Raw genomic sequence first — 21,021 nt, 5'->3', positions numbered from 1 at the left:
ACACGGCAACGCTCGCGATCCCGGCATCCCGGCACGCCCGGGCCACGCGGACAGCGATTTCGCCACGGTTGGCGATGAGCACCTTGCGCACGATGAACCTCCCCTGACTCCGCTCGGAGCCACCACACTGTTCGAGCGCGCACCCCCCTTCAATACGGTCCGTTGCAGGACTGGGTCAGAATCCGCAGACCCGGGGCAGTAGTTTGCGGAAGAGGAAAGATAAAGGTCAGGCCTCCGTCAAAAACCCGGACCCGACGGGCGGAACCGTCGGGTCCGGAAAGAGAAGGAACGCGGCATTCCGTGGAGACACTTTCGGCCTTCCGCAGATTTTCCGGGCCGGTGGAAGTCGAGCCGGCCGGAGTGCGGGGCCTTGAGTCGCGGTGCGGGCACTTTCAGGCGGAGTACGGGACTTCCGGCGGAGTACGGGACTTCCAGGCGGAGCACGGGGGCTTCCCGGCGAAGTACGGGAGCTCTCAGCCGGAGTGCAGGACCTTGCGGTACCAGGGCGCGGCCTGCGCGAAACCGGTGTCGAACCCCGGGCCGGGGGCACGGCGCAGATCGGACCAGAGCGGGGCGTTGTCGAAGACGTGGTCGGTGAGGAACATGTCGAGCCCCGACGCCGGTACGCCGCGTTCCGCCAGGACCGCCCGAGCCTGGCCGGCGGTCAGATCCCGGTCCGGCCGGTCGATGCCGGCGCAGGCGGCCACCGCGCGCAGCAGGGCGTCCACCGGGACGGGCTCCGGGTGGGCCGCGTGATAGACGGAGGCCGTCAGGTCGGCGGCGGGGGCCAGCGCGGTCGCCACCAGCAGTCCGGCCAGCTCGGACACCGCGATCATCGACGTCCGGGAGGGCCAGCCGTCCACGGTGCCGGGCAGCGTGGACAGCAGCCTGGCCAGTCCCGGAACCACCCACGTGTCGCCCTCCCCGTACACCAGGTGCGGCCGCAGGACGATGCCGCCGGCCGCGAGAACGGCGTCCTCGGCCTCGGCCCGGGTGCGGGAGGTGGGCGAGCCCGGATTGCGCGTCAGCTCCTCGGGCCGGCCGCCGCGGAAGGTACCGCGGCCGTAGACGGAGGCGGTGCTGAGCTGGACGATGCGCGCGACCCCCGCGCCGCGCGCCTCCTCGACGAGGGCCGCCGTACCGCGGGCGTTGACGGCCTCGTTGGCCTCGACGTCCCCACCGATCCGCGAGGCGCAGTGGATCAGGACGTCGACGCCCTCGCACACCCCGCGCAGGGACGCGGGTTCGCTCAGGTCGGCCCGTACGACCCGGGGGCCGGAACCGGGCAGGGGACTGCGGTGCGACATCAGCCTCACCTCGGCCCGCCGTCGCCCCGCTTCACGGGTGACATGGCTGCCGACGAAGCCGGCCGCGCCGGTGATCAGAAGGGTGGGCACGGAACACTCTCCTCGGGATGGGACGCTCGCCAAGGGGCCCGGACGGTGTACGGGGTCAACGGCCGCGCGGGCTCAGGACGAGTTCGGCGGTGAAGACCGTCTCAGCGTGCTGCGTCCCGCGCACCCGCACCAGTACGCCACCGTCGCTGCCGTGCGGTTCGACCCGCGGCTCGATCCAGCAGGGGGCGTCGAACTCGGCGTAGCGCGCGAAGTTGCTCTTGAGGCCCAGCAGCAGGGCGTCAGGCATGCCCGTCGAGACGAGGGCGGCCTGCCGGGCCGCCTCCAGCAGGACCATGCCCGGTATGTGGTCGACGGGATGGTCGAAGAAGGTGGGATGGGCGGTGTCGACGCGCAGTTCCCAGCGGTCGCCGGTGCCGGGCGCGGCCCCAGGCCCGGCACCGGGCTCGGCGAGCAGCACATGGTGGTCGCCGGACTGGCCCACGGCGGCGGGATCGATCCCCGGCGGCACGACGCGGTCGGTGGTGGTGGGGCGGCCGGCGCGCAGCCTGCGGTGGACGGCCGGGCTGGTGCAGCTGAACGCGGCGCCCCCGGTGGCCAGGGCCTTCCCGTCACGCAGCACGGTGACGTCGTAGCGCATACCGCCGAGCACACGGCCACGGCGGACGATGTCGCGGCACACGGTGCGCAGTTCGACCTCGGTGGGCACGGCGTCCGCGACGAGGAGTTCGGGGGCGGTGCTGAACGACATGTCCCACATCAGGAACTGGTGCCCGAAGGGGACGCCGAACTCGGCGTGCGCGAGCAGGGAGCCGATCTGGCGGACCGACTCGATCAGCAGCATCGGGTCCTGATAGCCGCCGGACTGGGTGAAGAACGAGTGGCTGCGCGGCCATTGGGCGCTGACCGCGAAGACGTCGGAGCGGTCGGGTCCGGCCGGCTCGCCGGGCCCGGCGGCGGCTTCCCAGCCGGTCAACAGCACTTCGGACACGGCGGCGCGGTGCACGTACTCGCGCGGAACCGTCGTGGTCAGCCGGGGCTGCGGCGTCCTCACGGTGGTTCGCGGGGCCCTCGTGGCCACCGTCGCGACGTGGCTTTCGACGGACACACGGGTGGAGGTGGTGTACGACATGTACGGCACTCCTGTCTGTTTCCGAGCAGGGGGCAGCACTCCGCACTGTCGGCAGCCACCCCCCGTGGCCGACGTTCTCTTGCTCGCACAAGATACAGACATGTCTGTTCGGTTCTTCAAGTAAAGCTTTAGTATCCCTCTAGGTTCAGGCCGTCATTACCGGCTGGTACGGCACGATCACGCCACTTGCGCCACCGACTCCTCGAAACCGTGCAGACCTGCATGGTTAGAGTCGCGGACCCCGGCCCGACCGGGCTCGGCATCCCGTGCGGACCCGCCGGAGACACGTCCTCGGATTGGCGAATAACCGCACATCGGCGCAGGTCAACAAGGACTGCCGACGAAGGACGCGGACCGACGCGCGGGGGACGGAGAACACGTTGACAATCAGACAAGTCTGTTTGCTATCGTCCTCAAGGTGAGCGTTCAGCAGTCCGTTCCGTGCTGACGAGACTGTGCCTCAGGAGGAGCAGATGAATCGGCAAGCCGTGGATCTACTCGACGTCCGATCGCAGCGCAATCTCCCGCACCGCCCCACGATTCCCCACCCCGGGCGGCCGGTCGCCGCACACGCCGCCACCGACCACCCCGGCCCGCCGGCCGGAGCCCTGCGCGTCCTGGTCGTGGAGAACGACGCCAGGGCCGCCGACTCCCTCGTCCAGGGCCTGCTGCGGCAGGGGTACGCCGCGCAGAGCGTGGCCACCGGCACCAAGGCGCTCCAGGCGCACCGCGACGCCGATCTCCTGCTGCTCGACCTCGACCTGCCCGACCTGGACGGGCTGGAGGTGTGCCGGGGCATCCGGGCGGTCTGCGACACCCCGGTCATCGCCGTCACCGCGCGCGGCTCGGAGCTCGACCGCGTGCTCGGACTGCAGGCCGGATCCGACGACTACCTGGTCAAGCCCTACGGATTCCGTGAACTGCTGGCACGGATGGAGGCGGTGATGCGCCGGGTCCGGCAGCAGCCGGCGTCCGCCCAGGTCATCACCCACGGGCCGCTGCGCATCGACGTCGGCACCCGGGTGGCCACGCTGGACGGGCAGCCGGTGGACCTGACCCGCAAGGAGTTCGACCTGCTGCACCTGCTGGCCTCGCAGCCCGGCACCGTGATGCCACGCCGCCAGCTCATGGCACAGGTCTGGGACGACACCTGGTCCCACCGCGGCCGCACCATCGACACCCACGTCAGCAGCCTGCGCGGCAAGCTCGGTTCGAGCGGCTGGATCATCACCGTCCGCGGGGTCGGGTTCCGGCTCGGCCATCCGTAGCCCCGGGCGGTCGTCCGCGACCGCCCGGGGGTGCCCCGGGAACCACGCCCGGACCGACCGAAAACCGAGCCGGGCCGCGCCGAACCGGAAGCAAGTACTTCCGCCCTCTGGCGGCGTGCCGCCTTGCCGATACAATACAGACCAGTCGGTAAAATTTCAGCGGGGCGAGAGCAAGGACCTGGCATGGCCACACAAGAGCGCGGAACGAGGTCGAGGCACTCGATCCTGGAGTCCGCGGCCCGGGTGTTCGACGAGCGCGGCTACGACGCGGCGAGCACCAACGACATCCTGGCCCGGACGGGTCTCACCCGAGGCGCGCTGTACCACCACTTCCCCTCCAAGGAAGCGATCGCCGTGGCCCTGGTGACCGCGCACAGCGAAGCACTCGTGGTGCCGGACCGGGCGGTGAAGCTCCAGGCCGTCATCGACCTGACCCTGGAGTTCGCCCAGCGCCTCCAGCGCGACCCGGTGCTGCGCGCGAGTGTGCGGCTCGCGGTCGAGCAGACGTCCTTCTCCCGCCCGCCGCAGACCGCGTACGAGCAGTCCGGCGCGGCCATCCTGGCGCTGCTGCGGCAGGCCGAGGAGCAGGGCGAGATCCTGCCCGGCGTGGACATCAAGGAAGCCACCTCGACCATCGTCGGCTCCTTCACCGGGCTGCAGTTGATGTCGCAGGTGTACAGCAACCGCGCGGACCTGCCCGACCGCATCGGCGCGTTCTGGCGCTTCGTACTGCCCGGCCTGGCCACTCCCGGCCTGCTCGGCCGCCTGCGCACCACCATGACCGCGCAGCCCGAGCCCGAGGACGTCTGAGCGCGACCGGACGCCGCCGGACGGCCGCCCCGGCCGAACCCCGCCGAACCCGCCGAGCGGCCAGGCACCCCCAAGCCGCCGCCCCGGCCCGGAACCCGACCGCGCTCCACATCCGGACGCCCTGAACGCGACCAGCGCCCCAGGCACCCTGGGTGCTCGTGTACTCGTGCACCCTAAGGGACAGCTGCCGCGCACCCCACCCGTACGGCACCACCGGCGCCCGCCCCGGCCTCGCTTCGCCCACGACCGCACCACCGCACGGAACAAGGCCCCCGTGCCCCGCACTCCGCCGCACGGAACCGCCGCGCCCCGCTACGGCGCCGCCCAGGGCGGACACGGCCCGGCGCGGCACCTCAGACCCGCTCCCCTTCCCCCCGCCGCCCGGCCCCCTCCGTACCGGCGGCACCCACCGCACCCACCGCACCGATGGCGCTCACCGCACCCGCGCCCCCGACGGCTGCCACCGAGAACAGCGGCCGCAGCAGCGCCCACAGTCGCTTGGACGTCCTGGCGTCCCACCACTCGGCATCCGTGTGCCCCAGGGACTCCAGCCCCGCGGCCACCACCACCGCCAGGTCGGCGAGATCCTCCGGCGCCGGCACGGCGTCCCGGTGCGTGTCGGCCACACGCCCGCGTACGAGCGTCAGCACGTCGTCGCGCAGCCGGGGCGGCCCCGCCGACCCGTCCACCGCCAACTGGATGCCGGCCCGGACGAGTTCCTCCGTCCGCAGGGCCTCACAGAAGGCGATCAGGAGACGCTCGGGAGCGTCCTCCACGGGGCCGCCCCCGAAAGCCTCGTCCATGAGCGCGACGACCCGCTCGTGCGCCTGCTCGTAGACGGCGGCGTTCAACTCCGCGATGGAGGAGAAGTGATGGTAGAGAGCCCCCCGGCTCACTCCGGCCCGGCGGCAGATGTTGACCAGCCCCGCATCGGCGAGCCGGCCGTTCGCTATCAGTTCCGCCGCGGCACGGACGAGAGCCTGACGGGTCTGTTCGGACCGAGTCTGCATCAGGCTGCACCTGCCTATTCCTGCGCTTGGCATGAAGGAGCGCGGGTGCCCGTGGGCGCCGGCGACAACCGGAATCATACAACCATGCCTGTTTTGGTTGACAGCCCTGCGACCGCAGACCTCCATCCAATCCCCATACAACCTGCTGCTCTTGGCCATGGCCGGACTCTTGACGGGGAAGCGATCCCGTGAGCACAGCCCGTCCGGAACACCCGTCGACCCTTGACAATCAGACAAGTCTGTTTGTTACGTTGACGATGGCCACGTAGCCCCCGACACCCGAGCGTCACCCGAGCGTTGAGGAGTCCGATGAGCGGCACGACCGCCCCCGCCCCCGTCCCCCCGGCCGTCTCCGTTCCCGGCGGCGTGCCGGCCGTCGGCAGCGGATTCGGCGAGGCCCTGCACGAGGGCCTGGTCCGCGCGGCGTCCCGGATGTCATCGCGCCACGGCCCCGCCACCGGCCCGGCCGGCGACACCCTGGGGACCTGGGAGACCGACGCCGTCCTCGACCGCTTCGCCGCCCGGCTGCCCGACGTACTCGCCCCGGCCGAGGCGGAGGTGCCGGCGCTGCGCGGCACACTGACGGAATTCGCCCGAACCGTCCTGGTGCGCGCCGGGGCAACCGCCCCGACCACGTCCGCACCCCCCGCCGCGGACGCCCCGCCCGCACCCGTGGCCCCGCCCTCGGCCTCCCCCCACCAGGTGGCGGCCGCCGTCGCGCTGCTCCTGGAGTGCGCCCTGCTGTACGTCCTGGAGCAGGGCATCGCGCACCGGGAGAGCGTGCTGCCGCGTGCGGTCGCGGTCGTCCGGCGCCTCGGCGAGGTGGTCCGGGACGCCGGGGAGGGCCTGTGGTCCGGTGACGACGGCCGGGGTGAGCGCCGCAGGCTGGCCCGGCAGCTCCACGACGAACTGGGCGGCGCCCTGTCCACGGCCCGCCTCAGCCTCGAGGCCGCCACGACAGCCGCCGCCACGAAGGCCGCACCGGCCGCGGCGATGCCCAACACCTCCGCCACACCAGCCACCCTGGACTCACTCGCATCCCCCGGCTCCCCCACCGCCTCCCACACCCCCGCCGCCCACCCCACCGCCCATCTCGCCGCGGCGCAGCGGGCGTTGGCGGAGGCGTCCCGGCAGAACCAGGCGCTCATCGGCGGCCTGCGCCGGCGCGCCGCCCTGCCACCCCTGCGCGAGGCCCTGGAGGCCTTCCTCGCGGGCCCCCGCCCGCACTCCGGCCTCGGCATCCGGACCTCCGTCGAGGTCGCGGGGGACGAGCGGACCCTCTCCGAGCGGTACCGGGAGGAGACCTTCCTCGCCCTGCGCGAGGCCCTGCGCGACCGCCTGGCCCGCTCGGGCGCACGGCGGGTGGACACCGTCGTACGCGTCACCCGACGCTGGCTCTACGCGAAGGTGACCGACGACGGCCACGGACCCACGGCCGCCTCCGCCGAGGCCCTGCGCTCCCTGACCGACCGCATCGACGACCTAGGCGGCCGCACGCGCATCACCCCGGGCACCCGAACCGGCACCCTCCTGGAGATCCATCTCCCCCTGCGCCGGCATCCCTGAGACCCCGCCCCGGCGGCCCGAGAAAAATTGAGAGACAGAACACACTCCACCAGGGCCGCCCGGCACCACCCCGGTCACGGGCATACGGAAGAGGGCCCATCGTGATCACGATGGGCCCTCTTCACTGGTGCGCGAGGGGGGAGTTGAACCCCCACGCCCTTTCGGGCACTGGAACCTGAATCCAGCGCGTCTGCCTATTCCGCCACCCGCGCATTGGGTGTGTCCTCCGGTGCCCCACCGTGTGGTGCGAGCGCCTTCCGACATGCAGAAGATTAGCACGGTGGCACGGGCGGATTCACCTCGCTTTCCGCGCGGCTCCGGTGCCCCTGGGGCCCCGGGGACCCCCTGTACGCCGGGGCCCGAGCACGTCGGCGCCGTCGCACGTATCGACGAGAACCGGTTCACGTATCAACCTCGTACCGGTCCAGGCCATCTCCCCAGGAGCAGGACAGCGTGCACAGCCGGGTGCGGGACACTGGTCCCGGGCCGCCTCTACGATCCTTGGCAGGAGTAGTGCGGGGAAGAGTTCGAAAAGGTGCCTCGCAGGGAACTTCGGGAGGGGACTTCGGAAGGCGTCGACAACCCGTCGACCGAGCCGACAGGGGGAACCAGCCGATTTCCCGGCGCGTGGATACGATCAGTAAGCAGTACCAGCACGACAGCGGCCGACCGTACGACGCGGCGGGCCGTGCGCAGTACGGCACAGGCAGCACGCAGTACCAGGACGGCTACGAAGGAGGAGGTGCCCCATGGGAGTCCTGAAGAAATTCGAGCAGCGTCTCGAAGGTCTGGTCAACGGCACCTTCGCCAAGGTGTTCAAGTCCGAGGTCCAGCCCGTGGAGATCGCCGGAGCGCTGCAGCGCGAGTGCGACAACAACGCCACGATCTGGAACCGCGAGCGGACCGTCGTACCGAACGACTTCATCGTGGAGCTGAGCACACCGGACTTCGAGCGTCTCAGCCCCTACTCGGGCCAGCTCGGCGACGAGCTCGCCGGCATGGTGCGCGACTACGCCAAGCAGCAGCGCTACACCTTCATGGGCCCGATCAAGGTCCATCTGGAGAAGGCGGACGACCTCGACACCGGTCTGTACCGGGTGCGCAGCCGTACGCTCGCCTCCTCCACCGACCAGCAGGCGCCGGATCGCGCCCCGGCGGGCCCCGCTCCGGCGTCCCCGCGCGGTCAGGGCGGCCAGGGGGGCCAGGGCGGGTACGGCTATCCGCCGGCCGCCGCTCCTCCCATGCCGTCCGCGCCACCGCCCGGACGCCCGGGGCCCTCGCCGATGGGCCAGCGGCCCGGCGCGGCCGCCGGACCGGCGAGCGGTGGCCGCACACGGCACTGGATCGAGGTCAACGGCACCCGCCACCAGATCTCCCGCCCGACGCTGGTGCTGGGCCGCAGCACCGAAGCCGACGTGCGGATCGACGACCCCGGCGTATCCCGCCGGCACTGTGAGATCCGGACCGGAACGCCCTCGACGATCCAGGATCTCGGGTCCACGAACGGCATCGTGGTGGACGGGCAGCACACCACCCGCGCTACGCTCCGCGACGGCTCGCGGATCGTCGTGGGCAGCACCACCATCATTTACCGGCAAGCCGAAGGGTGAAGCGGGGGCAATGTCAGAGCTGACCCTCACGGTCATGCGGCTGGGTTTCCTGGCCGTACTGTGGCTGTTCGTGATCGTGGCCGTGCAGGTCATCCGCAGCGACCTGTTCGGAACGCGCGTCACACAGCGCGGCTCGCGCAGGGACGCCGCCAGGCCGCAACAGGCCGCACGCCAGGCTGCGGCGCCACCGCCGCAGCGCCAGCAGCAAGCGCCGCCGAGCGGCGGCGGCCGCCAGCGCCGCGGCGCCCCCAGCAAACTCGTCGTCTCCGAGGGCACGCTCACGGGCACGACGGTCGCGCTCCAGGGGCAGACCATCACGCTCGGCCGCGCGCACGACAGCACCATCGTGCTGGACGACGACTACGCGTCCAGCCGTCATGCCAGGATCTACCCGGACCGGGACGGCCAGTGGATCGTCGAGGATCTCGGCTCCACCAACGGCACGTATCTCGACCGGAGCCGACTGACGACTCCCACGCCGATCCCGCTGGGTGCGCCGATCCGCATCGGCAAGACCGTCATCGAGCTGCGGAAGTAGTGCCACGTCATGAATGAGCGCGAGCGGAGCGAGCACGCAGCGGCGGTCCACACGAAGGACCCCGGCGCGCTCCCGACCGGAGGGTGGGCACCGTGCGGATGTACCCGGAGCCGACGGGCGAGGTGCGCATGAGTCTGTCACTGCGCTTCGCCGCCGGATCGCACAAAGGCATGATCCGCGAGGGCAACGAGGACTCCGGTTACGCCGGTCCCCGGCTGCTCGCGATCGCCGACGGAATGGGCGGCCAGGCCGCCGGTGAGGTCGCCTCCTCCGAGGTGATCTCCACCATCGTGGCGCTCGACGACGACGTGCCCGGCTCCGACATCCTCACCTCGCTCGGCACCGCCGTGCAGCGTGCCAACGACCAGCTCAGGATGATGGTCGAGGAGGACCCCCAGCTCGAGGGCATGGGGACCACCCTCACCGCGCTCCTGTGGACCGGCCAGCGCCTCGGCCTCGTGCACGTCGGCGACTCCCGCGCCTATCTGCTGCGGGACGGCGTCCTCACGCAGATCACCCAGGACCACACCTGGGTGCAGCGCCTCGTCGACGAGGGCCGCATCACCGAGGAAGAGGCCACCACCCACCCGCAGCGCTCCCTGCTGATGCGCGCGCTGGGCAGCGGCGACCACGTCGAGCCCGACCTCTCCATCCGTGAGGTCCGCGCCGGCGACCGCTACCTGATCTGCTCCGACGGACTCTCCGGCGTCGTCTCGCACCAGACGATGGAGGACACCCTCGCCAGCTACCAGGGCCCGCAGGAGACCGTCCAGAACCTCATCGAGCTCGCGCTGCGCGGCGGCGGCCCGGACAACATCACCGTCATCGTCGCCGACGTCCTCGACATCGACTCCGGCGACACCCTCGCCGCGCAGCTCTCCGACACCCCCGTCGTGGTGGGCGCGGTCGCCGAGAACCAGCACCAGCTGCACGACAACGGCGCCATGCAGACCCCCGCGGGCCGCGCCTCCGGTCTCGGCCGTCCGGTGCCCGGACAGGGCGGTGGCGGCGAGTTCGGGCCGCCCGGCAGCGGCGAGGCCGACGGCTACGCCCCCGCCGGCGGCTTCGCCGACTACTCGGACGAGGACTTCGTCAAGCCGCGCCGCGGACGCAGGTGGCTGAAGAGATCCTTCTACTCGGTGCTGGCGCTCGCCGTCATCGGCGGCGGCGCGTACGGCGGCTACCGGTGGACGCAGACGCAGTACTACGTCGGCAGCAGCGGGCAGCACGTGGCGCTGTACCGCGGCATCAGCCAGGACCTCGCCTGGGTCTCGCTCTCGAAGGTGGCGACGGACCACCCCGAGATCGAACTCAAGTACCTGCCGCCGTATCAGCAGAAGCAGGTCAGGGCGACCATCACGGAGGGCGGTCTCAGCGACGCCCGGTCCAAGATCGACGAGCTCGCCGTGCAGGCGTCCGCGTGCAAGAAGGACTCCGAGCGGCGCGCCGCCGGAACGCAGAACAGCGCAAAGGCCGGTGTGGGCGAGGCAGGTGGGACCACGGGAACCACAACCACCTCACTGACGTCCAAGGCCACGTCCAGTCCGACGCCGACACCGAACGCGTCGAGTTCACCGTCGTCGAACCCGTCCAAGACCGCACCCACTCCCACACCCGGCCCCAGCCTCTCCGACGAGGAGCAGAAGCTGGTCTCGCTGTGCGGTAAGCAGTAAGAAGCCGTGAGGGGCCCTGTCACACCATGAGCAGTAGTACGAACACGCCGACGCACCACACGTCGACGATCGGCTCGATCGGCACGCCGAGCCGGCGCAACACCGAGTTGGCACTCCTGGTGTTCGCCGTCGTCATCCCGGTCTTCGCCTACGCCAACGTGGGCCTGGCCATCAACGACTCGGTGCCGCCCGGCCTGCTGAGCTACGGCCTCGGCCTCGGCCTGCTCGCCGGCGTCGGCCACCTCGCCGTACGGAAGTTCGCGCCGTTCGCCGACCCGCTGCTGCTGCCACTGGCGACGCTGCTCAACGGCCTCGGCCTGGTGATGATCTGGCGCCTCGACCAGTCCAAGCTACTCCGGTCGCTGCCCAATTTCGCCCCTGCCGCGCCCCGCCAGCTGATGTACACGGCGCTGGGCATCGGCCTGTTCGTCGCGGTGCTGATCTTCCTCAAGGACCACCGCGTCCTGCAGCGCTATACCTACATCTCCATGTTCGGCGCCCTGATCCTGCTCCTGCTGCCGCTGGTTCCGGGCCTCGGCGCCAACATCTACGGCGCCAAGATCTGGATCTCGATTCCCGGCCTGGGCACCCTCCAGCCCGGCGAGTTCGCGAAGATCATCCTCGCGGTCTTCTTCGCCGGGTACCTGATGGTCAAGCGCGACGCGCTGGCCCTCGCCAGCCGCCGCTTCATGGGTCTCTACCTGCCGCGCGGACGCGACCTCGGCCCGATCCTGGTGGTCTGGTTCGTCTCCATCCTGATCCTGGTCTTCGAGACCGACCTCGGTACCTCGCTGCTGTTCTTCGGCATGTTCGTGATCATGCTGTACGTCGCCACGGAGCGGACCAGCTGGATCGTCTTCGGTCTGCTGATGTCGGCGGTCGGCGCGGTGGGCGTGGCGAGCTTCGAACCGCACATCCAGACGCGTGTCCAGGCCTGGCTCAACCCGCTGCACGAGTACAAGCTCAGCCAGGCCGGGACCCACGACGGCATCCTCCACTCCGAGCAGGCCATGCAGGCCCTGTGGGCCTTCGGTTCCGGCGGCACGCTCGGCACCGGATGGGGGCAGGGCCACTCCGAACTCATCCGGTTCGCCGCCAACTCCGACTTCATCCTCGCCAGCTTCGGCGAGGAACTGGGCCTGGCGGGGATCATGGCGATCCTGGTCCTCTACGGCCTGATCGCGGAGCGCGGCATCCGTACGGCGCTCGCGGCCCGTGACCCGTTCGGCAAGCTCCTCGCCGTCGGTCTCTCCGGCGGCTTCGCGCTCCAGGTCTTCGTCGTCGCGGGCGGCGTCATGGGCCTGATCCCCCTCACCGGTATGACGATGCCGTTCCTGGCCTACGGAGGCTCCTCGGTCATCGCCAACTGGGCTCTGATGGGCATCCTCATCAGAATCAGCGACACCGCCCGCCGCCCGGCCCCCGCACCCGCACCCAGCCCCGACGCCGAGATGACCCAGGTGGTCCGCCCGTGAACAAGCCCCTGCGCCGGATCGCGATCTTCTGCGGCCTCCTCGTCCTCGCCCTGCTCATCCGCGACAACTACATCCAGTACGTCCAGGCGGACAGCCTGCGGACCGACACGCACAACCGCCGCGTCGCCATCGAGCGGTACGCCACCCCGCGCGGCGACATCATCGTCGACGGCAACCCGATCACCGGGGCCGCCAAGTCGGCCAAGAACGGCATCAACGACTTCGAGTACAAGCGCACCTACAAGGACGGCGCCATGTGGTCGCCCGTCACCGGGTACGCCTCGCAGGCCTTCGGCGCCACCCAGCTGGAGAGCATCGACGACGGCATCCTCACCGGCAACGACGACCGGCTCTTCTTCCGCAACACGCTCGACATGCTCACGGGCAAGAAGAAGCAGGGCGGCAACGTCGTCACCACCCTCAACGCCGCCGCGCAGAAGGCCGCGTACCAGGGCCTGCTGAAGCAGGGCAAGGGCGCCGTCGCGGCGATCGACCCCAAGACGGGCGCGATCCTGGCGCTGGCCTCCACCCCGTCGTACGACCCGTCGACCTTCGCCGGGAACTCCACCACGACGGACAGCAACGCCTGGAACAAGCTTCTGAAGAAGAACAACCCCGACGACCCGCTGCTCAACCGGGCGCTGCGCGAGACCTACCCGCCGGGCTCCACCTTCAAGGTGGTCACGGCGGCGGCGGCGCTGCAGGACGGGCTGTACTCGTCCGCGGACCAGAAGACGGACTCACCGCTGCCGTACACCCTGCCGGACACCAGGACCGAGCTGAAGAACGAGGGCAGCATCCCCTGCAAGAACGCGACCATGCGCGTCGCGCTCCGCTACTCCTGCAACACGGTCTTCGGCAAGATCGGCGCCGACCTCGGCAAGGACAAGATGCTGTCGGAGGCCGAGAAGTTCGGCTTCAACGCCCAGCAGTTCACGCCGGTCCGCTCGAACGCCTCCGTCTTCCCCAAGTCGATGGACAAGCCGCAGACGGCGCTCAGCTCCATCGGCCAGTTCGAGACCGCGGCGACCCCGCTGCAGATGGCCATGGTCGCCTCGGCGGTCGCCAACGACGGCACGCTCATGAAGCCGTACATGGTCGACAAGCTGCAGGCTCCGAACCTGGACGTGATCTCGCAGACCGAGCCGCAGAAGCTGAGCGAGCCGCTCTCCAAGGACAACGCCCAGATCCTTCAGTCCATGATGGAGACGGTCGTCAAGGAGGGCACCGGCACCAACGCCAAGATCAACGAGAACGGCGTCACGGTGGGCGGCAAGACCGGTACCGCCCAGCACGGTGTGGCCAACAGCGCGAATCCGTACGCCTGGTTCATCTCGTACGCGAAGCTCGCCGACGGCAGCTCTCCGGTCGCCGTCGCCGTGGTGGTCGAGGACGAGAGCGCCAACCGGGACGACATCTCCGGTGGTGGTCTCGCGGCCCCGATCGCCAAGAGTGTGATGCAGGCAGTAATCGACAGCAAGAAGTGACCCCCGTCACGTCTCCTTCGCATCGGTGCACGTTGCGATACCGGTCCTGTATCGGGTGACGGGCTCGGCCAGGTCACACAAGTCGATCCGGGTACGGTATGCCCGGACGGCACACCGCCGGACCACACATGTGTGCGGTCGGGATCGACGGAGAGGGCTGGTAGGTAGCTATGGAAGAGCCGCGTCGCCTCGGCGGCCGGTACGAGCTGGGCCAGGTGCTCGGCCGTGGTGGCATGGCGGAGGTCCATCTCGCCCATGACACCCGGCTCGGTCGCACCGTGGCGGTGAAGACGCTGCGAGCGGACCTCGCACGCGACCCGTCGTTCCAGGCCCGGTTCCGCCGGGAGGCCCAGTCGGCCGCCTCGCTCAACCATCCCGCGATCGTCGCCGTGTACGACACCGGCGAGGACTACATCGAGGGCATCTCCATCCCGTACATCGTGATGGAGTACGTGGACGGTTCCACCCTGCGTGAACTGCTCCACTCGGGACGCAGACTGCTGCCCGAGCGGTCCATGGAGATGACCATCGGGATCCTCCAGGCCCTGGAGTACTCCCACCGCGCCGGGATCGTCCACCGCGACATCAAGCCCGCAAACGTCATGCTGACGCGCAACGGCCAGGTCAAGGTGATGGACTTCGGCATCGCCCGCGCCATGGGCGACTCCGGCATGACGATGACGCAGACGGCCGCGGTCATCGGCACCGCCCAGTACCTCTCCCCGGAGCAGGCCAAGGGCGAGCAGGTGGACGCGCGAAGCGACCTCTACTCGGCCGGCTGCCTCCTCTACGAGCTGCTGACGGTCCGCCCGCCGTTCGTGGGCGACTCGCCGGTCGCGGTCGCCTACCAGCACGTACGGGAGGAGCCGCAGCCCCCGAGCGTCTTCGACCCCGAGATCACGCCCGAGATGGACGCGATCGTGCTGAAGGCGCTCGTCAAGGACCCGAACTACCGCTACCAGTCCGCCGACGAGATGCGCCAGGACATCGAGGCCTGCCTCGACGGCCAGCCGGTCGCGGCCACCGCCGCCATGGGCTCGGTCGGCTACGGCGGCTACCCGGACGACCAGGCCACCACGGCCCTGCGTTCCACGGACGCCCAGGCCACCTCCATGCTTCCGCCGATGAACCCGGACGACGGCGGCTTCGGCGGCTACGACGACCGTCCGCCCCGGCGCCGCCAGCAGAAGAAGTCGAACACCTCGACGATCCTGCTGGTCGTGGCGGCGGTCCTGGTCCTCATCGGCGCGATCCTGATCGGCAAGTGGGCCTTCAGCGGCAACGGCAACGGCAACAAGCCCTTCGCGGCCCCGAACTTCGTCGGCCAGACCCTGGTCGACGCCAAGGCGATGGCCGCCAACGTCGAGCTGACGGTGACGACCACCAAGAAGCCGTGCGAGGCCCAGCCCAAGGGCAGCGTGTGCGACCAGGACCCGAAGGCCGGCGCGGACGTCAAGAAGGGCGACACCGTCGACCTGGTCGTCTCGACGGGCGCGCCGAAGGTGGTCGTGCCCGGCGTGACCGGCCAGAGCCTCGACGACGCCAAGGCGAAGCTCGAGGGCGACGGCTACCGGTTCCAGGTCAAGACGAAGACCCAGATCTCCACGGAGGACCCGAACACGGTCCTGGACCAGGACCCGAAGCTCGGCGCGGAGGTGCAGAAGGGTTCGACGATCACCCTCACCATCGCCAAGGCGCAGGCGAAGTCCACCGTGCCGGACGTGGCGGATCAGACCTGTGAAGCGGCCAAGGCGCAGATGACCGCGAACAACCTGGTCGGCAACTGCACCGAGGTGGAGACCGCGAACGACGCCCAGGTCGGCAAGGTCGTCTCGACCAGTCCGCAGGCGGGCAGCTCGGTCGACAAGAACTCCACGGTGAACATCCAGATCGGCAAGAAGGCCCAGACCCCGCAGAAGGACATCCCGAGCGTCTTGGGCCAGAACCTTCAGCAGGCCAGGCAGATCCTGCAGCAGAACGGCTTCAACAACATCCAGGTGCAGGGCGATCAGGGCGACAACGCCCTCGTCGTCAAGCAGGATCCGGGGCAGGGCCAGGCGGACCCGAACGCGGCGATCACTCTGACCACCATCGGCGGCAACGGCAACAACGGCGGGAACAACGGCGGCACCAACTTCTTCGGCGGTGGCAACGGGTAGGTGCTCCGCCGGGGCCGTCGCCGCCCCTTCCGTACGACGGATCCCCGGTACCTCTTCACGAGGTACCGGGGATCCGTCGTGTGGGCGGCGCCGCGCCGGGACACCGGCCGCGGGAGCGTCGGCTGCCCGCCGGCCCCGCGCGCCGCGGTGCTTCAGGTCAGCGCAGTTCCTTCGGCGGCGTCCGCGCGCTGTCCACCTTGTCGACGCGCTCCAGCTCGCCCCAGACGACGTAGCGGTAGCGGGACGTGTAGACCGGGGTGCACGTCGTCAGGGTGATGTAGTGACCCGGCTTCTTCTTGCCGGACTCCTTGGGGACCGGGCCGAGGACCTTGACGTTGTACTTCGAGGTCTCGGGGAGGATGCCGAAGACCTTGTAGACGTACCACTTGTCCTTGGTCTCGAAGACGATCGGGTCGCCCTTCTCCACCTTGTCGATGCTGTGGAACTTGGCGCCGTGGCCGTCGCGGTGGGCGGCGAGCGTGAAGTTGCCGTTCTTGCCGGTCATCGGCAGGGACGACTTGACGGGGTCCGTGTAGTAGCCGGCGACGCCGTCGTTGAGGATCTCCGTGGAGGTGCCCTTCTCGACGAGCACCTCACCGTTCTTCATGGACGGGACGTGCAGGAAGCCGATGCCGTCCTTGGTGTCCAGCGCGCCGGGGCCCTTGTCCGCCGCCCAGTTGTCGCGGACCTTGTCGCCCTGCTTGTGCGCCGCGCGGTCCGCGACGACGTTCGTCCACCACAGCGAGTAGACGACGAAGAGGCCGAGCACCAGACCCGCGGTGATGAGGAGTTCCCCGAAGACACTGACCACCATCGCGAACCGGCCGGGACCACGCCGTTTCGGTGCGGGCGCCTCGGCGTCGGCGTCGGTGCGCTCGTCGTGGTCGGTCCTCGCTGCCACTGTGCATCTGCCCCGTCTGGTCTGTCTCAGGTTGTCTCACGTGCTCTTCGCCCGAGGGGCCGACAGCGCACCGCTGGATGCGCCTAGCCGATGAGGGCGTCCGGCTTGCCCTTGCTGCGCGGGCGTTCCTCGACCATCTTGCCCCACACGATCATCCGGTAGGTGCTGGTGAATTCCGGCGTGCAGGTGGTCAGGGTGATGTAGCGGCCGGGCCCCGTGAATCCGGACCCCTTGGGGACGGGGGCCAGCACACTTGTGTTCGAAGGAGACGTCACCGGCAGGATCGACGTCATCTTGTAGACGAAGTAGTCGTCCTGTGTCTCGACGACGATCGAGTCGCCCGGTTTGAGTTGATTGATGTAGCGGAACGGCTCGCCGTGCGTGTTGCGGTGGCCCGCGAGACCGAAGTTGCCCGTTTTGGCGTCCGGCATCGCCGTCTTCAGGCCGCCCTCGCCGTAGTGGCCCACCATCCCGCGGTCGAGCACCTTCGTCTTGCTCGTGCCCTCCGCGATCGGCGCGACGACGTCCAGCTTCGGGATGTGCAGGATGGCGAAGCCCTGTCCCGGCTCGAACGTCCCCGGGCTCCGCTTGCCGCTCGCCCAGTCCTCCTGGAGGTGGTGCGCGGCGCTGCCGGCCTGCTGGTGCGCCCGAACGTTCGACCACCACAGCTGGTAGGTCACGAACAGCAGCATCAGGACGCCGGTGGTGATGAAGGCCTCGCCGATCATCCGGCTCACCATGACCGCGGCGCCGGGCTTCCGTGCCTGCGCGGCACGGCGGGCCGCGACACGGCTCAGCGGCGCCTCAGCGGCCTCCTGAGCCCCTTCCAGGGGTACCTGGGCCTGGGACTCCAGGGGCCCTCCGTGGCGCCCATGGCGCCGTGCCGCCTTGCGTCGGGCCGCACGGCCCCCGGACGCGGCCGCCGAATCGTCCGCGGCGTCCGCGCGCTTCACGGGCGCGGCCATGAGTCGTGCCTGCGAGACCTCCGAGGCCCGCAGCGCCACGGTCTCGTCGTCCAGCGGCCGGGCCGCCGTCGGAGGCACGCCGTAACCCGGACCGGGCGCCGGACCGGGGGAGGCCGTGGGGGCCCCGTACGCCGGCGCGGACGCGGCTACGGGCGGCGTGTACGGGGACGGAGCGGCGGACGTCCCGTACGGGGACGTGGACTCCTGAAAGGACGGCGTGGCCGGCATGGCCGTCGTCGCCGGGTCGGCGTACGGCTGCCGCTGCCGCGCACCGTCGTAGCCGCCCTGCGCCGCGTCTTGCCACTGCCGCGCGTACCCGGCGGAATCGTCCCCCGCGTACTGATGGTGGCCGGGCCACTGCTGCCCCGGACCGGCCTGCGGCCCGGCGGTGGATGCGGCCGGCGCGGTGTGGCCGGGGGCGGTATGGGCGGGAGCCGTGCGGCCGGGGGCCGCGGTGCCGGGGGCGGGGGCCGCACCCGGAAGGGGATCGGTGAGCGGGTCCGCCAGCTGCTCGATCGCGACCTCGAACGCGCCGGGCGCCCCGTACGGCTGCTGCCCGTACGAGGACCCGTCTCCTCCGGCGGCGCCGTAAGCGGCACCGGACTCGCGCTCGGGGCGCAGCGCGGTCACGCCGTGGCCCTGCCCACCACCGGGGCGAGCCCCGCCGACCTCGCCACGGCACCCTGGTCGCCGCACTCCACGAGCCAGTTGGCGAGCATCCGGTGCCCATGTTCGGTCAGTACCGACTCGGGGTGGAACTGAACGCCCTCGACCGGGAGTTCACGGTGTCTGAGGCCCATGATGATCCCGTCGTGAGTGCGGGCGGTCACCTCCAGCGCGGCCGGCACGGTCTCCGGCTCCGCCGCGAGCGAGTGGTAACGGGTCGCGGTGAAGGGGGACGGCAGCCCGGCGAAGACGCCGCTGCCCTCGTGCTCCACCAGTGAGGTCTTGCCGTGCAGCAGCTCCGGGGCACGGTCCACGACCCCGCCGTACGCCACCTGCATCGACTGCATGCCGAGACAGACGCCGAAGACGGGTACCCCGGTGTCCGCGCAGTGGCGGACCATCTCGATACAGACGCCGGCCTGCTCGGGGGCGCCCGGGCCGGGCGACAGGAGCACTCCGTCGAACCCGTCCTGCGCGTGCGCGGTGGACACCTCGTCGTTGCGCAGCACCTCGCACTCGGCGCCCAGCTGGTACAGGTACTGGACCAGGTTGAAGACGAAGCTGTCGTAGTTGTCGACGACGAGGATCCGCGCGCTCACTGGTTGTTCACCGTCACATCGTTGAAGGGCAGCAGCGGTTCGGCCCAGGGGAAGACGTACTGGAAGAGCACGTAGACCACCGCCAGGGCGAGCACGAGTGAAATCAGTGCCTTCACCCATGCGTTCCCCGGCAGATGCCGCCAGATGAAGCCGTACATGCCGTCCCTTCCGTCGCACCACGGCGTCAGAGCCACGCCCCGCACCACCGGACCCACGCCGTACGGGACCAGACTAACGGCGGAGCGCCCCCGGTTTCCCAGCCTCCACAGGCTGTGTGGAATCCAGGTGTGCCCAGACGATCAGCCGGTGGCTGTGCCCCCACTCCGGTTCGCAGGTGGTCAGCGTGAGGTAGCGGCCCGGAGCCGTATAACCGGACTTACGTGGCACAGGGTCGATCACCTCAACGTCCGTGGGCACGGTTTTGTAGGGGCCTTTGTCGATCCGATACGTGAACCAGGTGGTCCCGTCGGTCAGCACCACCGCGTCGCCGTGTCGCAGCTTCGGAAAGTCCTTGAACGGATCGCCGTAGGTCCGGCGGTGCCCCGCGACGGCGAAGTTCCCCGCCTGCCCCAGCTGGGCGGTCCCCCGATAGTGGCCGAGGCCCTTCTTCAGGACACTCGTTCCGGTGCCTTCGAGCACGGGCTTGTTCCACGTGAAACCAAGACGAGGGATGTACATCACCGCGAACGGCTTGCCGTACGAGTAGGAGGGCGGCGCCTTCGGGCTCCCGGCGGCCGGGGCGGCGCTGGGCGTCCTCGGCTGCTGCGCGAGCGCCCCCTGCGACCACTGCCGCTGGAGCTGGTCGATCTGGTGATCCATCTCGCTGTCGGCCTTCACGCCCGTCCAGAACAGCACGTAGACCACGAAGAGCACGATCAGCGTGCCGACGGTGATGCAGAGTTCACTGAACGTCCTGACGATCACTCGCACCGACACAGGCCCCCCAGCGGCAGCGGCTCCGGCTACTCCACAGGCTTCGCGTAGTGGAGATCCACTGTGCCCGAGTAGCCGGGAAGAGTCACCGTCCCGTTCTCCTCGACTTTCCAGCCGAGCCCGTAGACGTTGACGTACACCATGTAGTTCTGGATCGCCGGGGAGTCCGCCAGCGCCTTCTGGAGCTTCCGCGGGTCACCGACCGCGGTGATCTTGTACGGGGGCGAGTAGACGCGACCCTGCAGAATCAGCGTGTTGCCGACGCAGCGCACGGCGCTCGTGGAGATCAGCCGCTGGTCCATCACCTTGATGCCCTGGGCGCCGCCCAGCCACAGGGCGTTCACCACGGCCTGCAGGTCCTGCTGGTGGATCACCAGATAGTCGGGCTGCGGCGCGGGGTAGCCGGGCAGCTTGGCCGTGGCGTTCGGCGGAGCGTCGTTGAGGGTGACCGTGACGGCCTTGCCCTTGAGCGGCTGGGTGCCCGCCTTCTTCTCCAGCGCGGCGACCTTGTCGGTCTCGGCCTTGCTGCCGCCGTTCTCCCGTCCGGCGAGGGTGTCGACCTGGTCCCGCAGCGCGCCGTTGAAATCGTCGAGCGACGCGTTCTTGTGACTGCGCTCCTGAATCAGGTCGGAGAGCTTCAGCAGGGACGCGTCGGTGCGGATATTGGTGCCTTTGGCCGTGTTGAAGCTGGTGAAGAAAATCAGTCCGGCGAGGGCGAAGACGGCCACGGTGAGCACGCGAACGGGCCGGAATCGGCGCGTATCGGCAGGACTGGAACCCGTCCCTGGAGAGTCGGCAGAATTGCTCAACGTACCCTTATCTCCTTCGGCGCCGCGGAAGCACTACGCTAACGGACGCCCGGGGGAGCGCTCAG

At 70.1% G+C, this 21,021-nt stretch carries 20 protein-coding genes and 1 tRNA gene; 10 read left to right on the top strand and 11 right to left on the bottom strand.

Features of this window, described 5'->3' with window-relative positions:
- From ABZV34_RS30885 to ABZV34_RS30875, 3 genes are all read right to left on the bottom strand, one after another.
- The coding region (locus ABZV34_RS30885; protein WP_308427085.1) for a biotin carboxylase N-terminal domain-containing protein at positions 1-91 on the bottom strand (91 nt) is incomplete at its 3' end.
- 382 nt (positions 92-473) lie between these two features.
- On the bottom strand, positions 474-1,397 hold the full coding sequence (locus ABZV34_RS30880; RefSeq protein WP_356283806.1) for an NAD-dependent epimerase/dehydratase family protein: 924 nt from the start codon (positions 1,395-1,397) through the stop codon (positions 474-476).
- A gap of 55 nt (positions 1,398-1,452) precedes the next feature.
- A complete protein-coding gene (locus ABZV34_RS30875) occupies positions 1,453-2,487 on the bottom strand; it encodes a ScbA/BarX family gamma-butyrolactone biosynthesis protein (protein WP_356283803.1) in 1,035 nt (344 codons plus the stop codon).
- 473 nt (positions 2,488-2,960) lie between these two features.
- Between ABZV34_RS30875 and ABZV34_RS30870 the strand changes: the two genes are divergently transcribed.
- Both ABZV34_RS30870 and ABZV34_RS30865 read left to right on the top strand, forming a co-directional pair.
- On the top strand, positions 2,961-3,755 hold the full coding sequence (locus ABZV34_RS30870; protein WP_356283800.1) for a response regulator transcription factor: 795 nt from the start codon (positions 2,961-2,963) through the stop codon (positions 3,753-3,755).
- A 183-nt stretch (positions 3,756-3,938) separates the two neighbouring features.
- Positions 3,939-4,565 (top strand): ScbR family autoregulator-binding transcription factor, encoded by a 627-nt coding sequence (locus ABZV34_RS30865; RefSeq protein ID WP_356283797.1) that lies wholly within the window; start codon positions 3,939-3,941, stop codon positions 4,563-4,565.
- A gap of 353 nt (positions 4,566-4,918) precedes the next feature.
- Here the strand turns inward: ABZV34_RS30865 and ABZV34_RS30860 are convergent, their stop codons facing one another.
- The gene (locus ABZV34_RS30860; RefSeq protein ID WP_356283794.1) at positions 4,919-5,575 is read right to left on the bottom strand and encodes a TetR/AcrR family transcriptional regulator; all 657 of its coding nucleotides are present in this window, start codon (positions 5,573-5,575) and stop codon (positions 4,919-4,921) included.
- A gap of 309 nt (positions 5,576-5,884) precedes the next feature.
- Between ABZV34_RS30860 and ABZV34_RS30855 the strand changes: the two genes are divergently transcribed.
- Complete coding sequence (locus ABZV34_RS30855; RefSeq protein ID WP_356283791.1) at positions 5,885-7,141, top strand: histidine kinase; 1,257 nt, start codon at positions 5,885-5,887, stop codon at positions 7,139-7,141.
- Between the two features lie 125 nt (positions 7,142-7,266).
- On the opposite strand, the gene ABZV34_RS30850 is transcribed toward ABZV34_RS30855, so the two are convergent.
- Positions 7,267-7,353, bottom strand: a tRNA-Leu gene (locus ABZV34_RS30850).
- A gap of 415 nt (positions 7,354-7,768) precedes the next feature.
- Here ABZV34_RS30850 and ABZV34_RS30845 point away from each other — a divergent pair.
- The 7 genes from ABZV34_RS30845 to pknB all read left to right on the top strand — a co-directional run bounded on the left by ABZV34_RS30845 (position 7,769) and on the right by pknB (position 16,083).
- Positions 7,769-7,903 carry a hypothetical protein gene (locus ABZV34_RS30845; RefSeq protein ID WP_356283788.1) on the top strand — a complete coding sequence of 45 codons (135 nt, stop codon included), beginning with the start codon at positions 7,769-7,771 and terminating at the stop codon, positions 7,901-7,903.
- Positions 7,891-8,751, top strand: coding sequence for a DUF3662 and FHA domain-containing protein (locus tag ABZV34_RS30840; protein ID WP_356283785.1), 861 nt, complete (start codon positions 7,891-7,893; stop codon positions 8,749-8,751). The genes ABZV34_RS30845 and ABZV34_RS30840 overlap by 13 nt, the downstream gene beginning before the upstream one ends.
- A 10-nt stretch (positions 8,752-8,761) precedes the next feature.
- Positions 8,762-9,289: an FHA domain-containing protein gene (locus ABZV34_RS30835; RefSeq protein ID WP_168529076.1), complete on the top strand. Its 528-nt coding sequence runs from the start codon at positions 8,762-8,764 to the stop codon at positions 9,287-9,289.
- Between the two features lie 128 nt (positions 9,290-9,417).
- Positions 9,418-10,962 carry a Stp1/IreP family PP2C-type Ser/Thr phosphatase gene (locus ABZV34_RS30830; protein WP_356283782.1) on the top strand — a complete coding sequence of 515 codons (1,545 nt, stop codon included), beginning with the start codon at positions 9,418-9,420 and terminating at the stop codon, positions 10,960-10,962.
- Positions 10,963-10,988: 26 nt separating this feature from the next.
- Entirely contained in the window at positions 10,989-12,437 is a 1,449-nt protein-coding gene (locus tag ABZV34_RS30825; protein WP_356283779.1) for an FtsW/RodA/SpoVE family cell cycle protein, read from the top strand.
- Positions 12,434-13,924 (top strand): penicillin-binding transpeptidase domain-containing protein, encoded by a 1,491-nt coding sequence (locus tag ABZV34_RS30820; protein WP_356283777.1) that lies wholly within the window; start codon positions 12,434-12,436, stop codon positions 13,922-13,924. Before ABZV34_RS30825 ends, ABZV34_RS30820 begins: the two co-directional genes overlap by 4 nt.
- A 170-nt stretch (positions 13,925-14,094) precedes the next feature.
- The gene (gene pknB / locus ABZV34_RS30815) at positions 14,095-16,083 is read left to right on the top strand and encodes a Stk1 family PASTA domain-containing Ser/Thr kinase (protein WP_356283774.1); all 1,989 of its coding nucleotides are present in this window, start codon (positions 14,095-14,097) and stop codon (positions 16,081-16,083) included.
- Positions 16,084-16,240: 157 nt separating this feature from the next.
- Here the strand turns inward: pknB and ABZV34_RS30810 are convergent, their stop codons facing one another.
- From ABZV34_RS30810 to ABZV34_RS30785, 6 genes are all read right to left on the bottom strand, one after another.
- Positions 16,241-16,984 carry a class E sortase gene (locus ABZV34_RS30810; RefSeq protein ID WP_356283771.1) on the bottom strand — a complete coding sequence of 248 codons (744 nt, stop codon included), beginning with the start codon at positions 16,982-16,984 and terminating at the stop codon, positions 16,241-16,243.
- A gap of 83 nt (positions 16,985-17,067) precedes the next feature.
- Entirely contained in the window at positions 17,068-18,579 is a 1,512-nt protein-coding gene (locus tag ABZV34_RS30805) for a class E sortase (RefSeq protein ID WP_356283768.1), read from the bottom strand.
- Positions 18,576-19,214 (bottom strand): aminodeoxychorismate/anthranilate synthase component II, encoded by a 639-nt coding sequence (locus tag ABZV34_RS30800; RefSeq protein WP_168529070.1) that lies wholly within the window; start codon positions 19,212-19,214, stop codon positions 18,576-18,578. The genes ABZV34_RS30805 and ABZV34_RS30800 overlap by 4 nt, the downstream gene beginning before the upstream one ends.
- Positions 19,211-19,408, bottom strand: a complete 198-nt coding sequence (locus tag ABZV34_RS30795; protein ID WP_168524952.1) for a hypothetical protein — start codon at positions 19,406-19,408, stop codon at positions 19,211-19,213. The genes ABZV34_RS30800 and ABZV34_RS30795 overlap by 4 nt, the downstream gene beginning before the upstream one ends.
- 37 nt (positions 19,409-19,445) lie before the next feature.
- Positions 19,446-20,144: a class E sortase gene (locus ABZV34_RS30790; protein ID WP_356283812.1), complete on the bottom strand. Its 699-nt coding sequence runs from the start codon at positions 20,142-20,144 to the stop codon at positions 19,446-19,448.
- A gap of 32 nt (positions 20,145-20,176) precedes the next feature.
- Entirely contained in the window at positions 20,177-20,956 is a 780-nt protein-coding gene (locus tag ABZV34_RS30785; RefSeq protein ID WP_356283765.1) for a DUF881 domain-containing protein, read from the bottom strand.
- Between the last annotated feature and the right edge of the window lie 65 nt (positions 20,957-21,021).

This window comes from Streptomyces sp. NPDC005195 (genome assembly GCF_040608315.1).
In the GTDB taxonomy this organism is placed as follows: Bacteria; Actinomycetota; Actinomycetes; order Streptomycetales; family Streptomycetaceae; genus Streptomyces; species Streptomyces kaempferi.
Note: the sequence above shows the minus strand (reverse complement) of the source record. Positions and strands in the feature narration are given on the sequence as shown.

What these genes read in the sequence shown, in the direction of transcription:
- ABZV34_RS30840 (WP_356283785.1), top strand. Translation starts at nt 7,891, where the DNA reads ATGGGAGTCCTGAAGAAATTCGAGCAGCGTCTCGAAGGTCTGGTCAAC.
- pknB (WP_356283774.1), top strand. Translation starts at nt 14,095, where the DNA reads ATGGAAGAGCCGCGTCGCCTCGGCGGCCGGTACGAGCTGGGCCAGGTG.
- ABZV34_RS30825 (WP_356283779.1), top strand. Translation starts at nt 10,989, where the DNA reads ATGAGCAGTAGTACGAACACGCCGACGCACCACACGTCGACGATCGGC.
- ABZV34_RS30875 (WP_356283803.1), bottom strand. Translation starts at nt 2,487, where the DNA reads ATGTCGTACACCACCTCCACCCGTGTGTCCGTCGAAAGCCACGTCGCG.
- ABZV34_RS30830 (WP_356283782.1), top strand. Translation starts at nt 9,418, where the DNA reads ATGAGTCTGTCACTGCGCTTCGCCGCCGGATCGCACAAAGGCATGATC.
- ABZV34_RS30870 (WP_356283800.1), top strand. Translation starts at nt 2,961, where the DNA reads ATGAATCGGCAAGCCGTGGATCTACTCGACGTCCGATCGCAGCGCAAT.
- ABZV34_RS30865 (WP_356283797.1), top strand. Translation starts at nt 3,939, where the DNA reads ATGGCCACACAAGAGCGCGGAACGAGGTCGAGGCACTCGATCCTGGAG.
- ABZV34_RS30855 (WP_356283791.1), top strand. Translation starts at nt 5,885, where the DNA reads ATGAGCGGCACGACCGCCCCCGCCCCCGTCCCCCCGGCCGTCTCCGTT.
- ABZV34_RS30860 (WP_356283794.1), bottom strand. Translation starts at nt 5,575, where the DNA reads ATGCAGACTCGGTCCGAACAGACCCGTCAGGCTCTCGTCCGTGCCGCG.
- ABZV34_RS30835 (WP_168529076.1), top strand. Translation starts at nt 8,762, where the DNA reads ATGTCAGAGCTGACCCTCACGGTCATGCGGCTGGGTTTCCTGGCCGTA.